Annotated in this window: 3 protein-coding genes and 1 pseudogene; 3 read left to right on the top strand and 1 reads right to left on the bottom strand. The window is 63.2% G+C overall.

From position 1 onward, the window contains the following. A pseudogene (locus tag EOA27_RS28920) lies at window positions 1-389 on the top strand (endonuclease); the annotation flags it as partial. 4 nt (window positions 390-393) lie between these two features. After that, window positions 394-1,125: a hypothetical protein gene (locus EOA27_RS28915; RefSeq protein WP_127257830.1), complete on the top strand. Its 732-nt coding sequence runs from the start codon at window positions 394-396 to the stop codon at window positions 1,123-1,125. Window positions 1,126-1,147: 22 nt separating this feature from the next. Here the strand turns inward: EOA27_RS28915 and EOA27_RS28910 are convergent, their stop codons facing one another. Further along, window positions 1,148-2,221, bottom strand: coding sequence for a 1-aminocyclopropane-1-carboxylate deaminase (locus EOA27_RS28910; protein WP_127257828.1), 1,074 nt, complete (start codon window positions 2,219-2,221; stop codon window positions 1,148-1,150). Between the two features lie 146 nt (window positions 2,222-2,367). On the opposite strand from EOA27_RS28910, the gene EOA27_RS28905 reads away from it, so the two are divergent. Next, window positions 2,368-2,844 carry an Lrp/AsnC ligand binding domain-containing protein gene (locus tag EOA27_RS28905; RefSeq protein WP_042643231.1) on the top strand — a complete coding sequence of 159 codons (477 nt, stop codon included), beginning with the start codon at window positions 2,368-2,370 and terminating at the stop codon, window positions 2,842-2,844. The last annotated feature ends 403 nt before the right edge of the window (window positions 2,845-3,247 follow it).

Below are 3,247 nucleotides of genomic sequence, written 5' to 3'. Positions count from 1 at the left end.
ATTACCGGCAGCGTGTCAGGATCGAGGGCGACAGCTTCGACGGCTATCGCTTCGAGGTCGTGGATGAAGCCCAGTCCTCGATCAACGTGCTGACCGCCGGCGGCTTTTGCGAGAATGTCGTCGAGCGGCGGCCGGAGATGGACCGCTGGAGCTTCTACCACACGCGCGGCCCGGAGGAGCGGCATCTCTGCCAGCTCGATTACATCCTGCTGTCGAAGGCACTGGCGGCGAAGAACGCGACCGCCGTGCCCGACATCATCCGCAACGGCCAGCCCTGGCGCACCATCTTCCCGGCGGGCCAGGAGGTCGAGCGCTTTCCGCGCGCCGGCTGGGACAGGCCGAAAGCGTCGGACCATTGCCCCGTGGCAATCACATTGGACATGGCGTGACCCTTTGAGTTTCGATCTGCCCCGCAACGTCATCCTGCCGGTCGATGCGGTCGACGTCCGCCTCGATCCCGGGCCGCACCCCTTCGCCGTCAGCAATGCGGAAGCGATTGCTGAGAACTGGCGCCAGGAGATCGCGGCCAAACCGGCGCTGTTCGACGGCACGGTGGTGCTGCTTTCCGAACTGGCATACCGCGACAGCCGCCTCGTCGGCCGCTGCCATGCGGTCAATTATTCGACCTTCATGCTGTGGCGTAAGCGACGCGAGAATTCCGGTGCCGAGCACGCCTATGCGCATGCCATGCTGGTCGCCGGGGACAATGCGCTGGTGGCGATCCGCATGGGCCGGCACACGGTCAATGCCGGCCGCGTCTATTTCGCCGCTGGCTCGTTCGAGCCGGTCGATTTTCGCGACGGGCTGGTCGATATCGACTTCAACATGATACGCGAGGTGGGGGAGGAGACCGGGCTCGATCTTTCAGCGGCCGAGCGTGGACAGCGCTATCACGCGCTGTCGACGGCGAGCGGCACGGTGATTTTCCGCCGCTACCGTGTTGCCGAAACGGCCGACGCGCTGGCGCGGCGCATCAGCGCCTTCGTCGCCGCCGAGGCCGATCCGGAGATCGAAGGGCCAGTCGTCATCCGGCATGCCGCCGATTTGCCCGACGGGCTGATGGGGCATATGAAGCCGCTGATCGAATGGCATTTCGATGGCAGCGACAGGTTTCCTGACCCGTAGCATCAGTGTCAGCGGGTGCGCTCTATGGAAAGAGCGGTGGCAGCGCGTCGTCACGCGGCGCGCCTTTGCGCGTACCGCCGTCGTCCTTGTAGTAATAGCTGTAACCGTTGATGGCCGGCGCGCCGCCGAGATGCGCATAGAGAATTCTCGCGCCTTCGGGAAAGAAGCCTTTCCTCGTCAGGTCGATCAGCCCCTGCATCGACTTTCCCTCATAGACCGGATCGGTGATCATCGCCTCGGTGCGGGCAGCCAGCCGGATCGCGTCGTTCGTTTCGTTCGATGGAACGCCATAGGCGGGATAGGCATAGTCGGGATTGATGACGATTTCGTCCTCGCGGACGGCGCGGCCCAACCCGACGAGGGCGGCGGTGTCGTCGACGATGCGGCGGACCTGGGCGCGGGTCTGGTCGGGCGTGCCGGAGGCATCGATGCCGATCACCCGGTCGGCGCGATCTTGAGCGGCGAAGCCGACGATCATGCCGGCCTGCGTCGAGCCGGTCACGACGCAGACGATGATGTAGTCGAATTTGAAACCGAGTTCGACTTCCTGTTTCGCCACCTCCTCGGCGAAGCCGACATAGCCCAGACCGCCGAACTTGTGCACCGAGGCGCCGGCAGGAATGGGGTAGGGCTTGCCGCCTGCATCCTTGACCGACTGGATCGCATCCTGCCAGCTCTTGCGAATGCCGATGTCGAAACCATCGTCGACGAGCCGGCTGTCGGCTCCCATCAGGCGCGTCAGCAGGATATTGCCGACCCGGTCGTAGACCGCATCGTAGTGCGGCACCCATTTCTCCTGGATGACCACGCATTTCATACCGATCTTGGCGGCCGTCGCGGCGACCATGCGCGTGTGGTTCGACTGCACGCCGCCGATCGACACCAGCGTGTCGGCGCCCGACGCGATCGCATCGGGCACGATATATTCGAGCTTGCGCAATTTGTTGCCTCCCATGGCCAGCCCGGAATTGCAGTCATCACGCTTTGCATAGACCCGCACCTTGCCGCCAAGCGCCGCGCTGAGACGCGGCAGATGCTCGATCGGCGTCGGGCCGAAGGTCAGTGGATACCGTTGAAATTTTTCGAGAAGTGACATCGACCTGCCTCCCGCAGTGTTCGTTTGGATAGGCAAAGAATAGACGAATTGCGGCGAAAGGTGCTCTCGAAGAGGGCCGCTGCTTTTTGGATTTCCGCAAAGAAGTGCGCTAAGGTTCATCTAATCGTCCATTGGAACCGATAAGAATGGAAGAATCTTCCGATCATATTTTCGACCGCATCGACATCAAAATCCTGCGAGCCCTGCAGGCCGAGGGGCGGCTGACCAATGCCGAGCTGGCAGCGCGCGTGAATGTCAGCGCCGCCACCTGCCATCGGCGCACGCAACGCCTGTTCGAGGAGGGCTACATCACCGGAGTCAGGGCGGAGATCGCGCCCGCCGCGGTCGGGCTCGGCGCGCTGGTCATGGTCGGCGTCGTGCTCGATCGCTCGACACCGGAAAGTTTCGCCGCTTTCGAGGAGGCCGCCCTCAAGCTCAAGGAGGTCCTGGATTGTAATCTCGTGGCCGGCGACTTCGACTATCTGTTGAAGATACGGGTGCGCGACATGGCGGATTTCAACAAGCTGCACGGCCAGAAGCTGATCGCGTTGCCGGGCGTCCGGCAAACCAGGACCTTCTTTGTGATGAAGGAGGTCAAGGAGAACGCGCGGCTGCCGTTTTGACAGGCAGTCCGCGACTCCATTCTCTCGCGGCGCTCAGAGCCGCTCCTTCTGCGGCAATGCCTTGCGGTCATTACGCGCCGCGACGAAGAACAGGATGAAGCAGGGCCGAGGAGCGCGCCCATCGCCGTGCCCATCGTCTGGCCGACGACTTCCTGGAAATTGGGCGCGACGCGGTCGGGATTGGCCAGACCGAAGGGGGCCAGATACCACCAGATGCCGCCCAGGAACGCCTCGACGACAATTGCCACGAGGATTACACGCGCCTTCCTGCTCATTTCGTCCGTCCCCTTCAAGGTTTCCCAGGAGACCGCTTTATCACCGCAGGATTTGCGGCAATAGAGCCGAGCGATGCCGGGTGCTATTCGTGCCGCAGCGCGTCGATCGGATCGAGGCGGGCGCCGCG

The organism is Mesorhizobium sp. M2A.F.Ca.ET.037.01.1.1 (genome assembly GCF_003998075.1).
In the GTDB taxonomy this organism is placed as follows: domain Bacteria; phylum Pseudomonadota; class Alphaproteobacteria; order Rhizobiales; family Rhizobiaceae; genus Mesorhizobium.
Note: the sequence above shows the minus strand (reverse complement) of the source record. Positions and strands in the feature narration are given on the sequence as shown.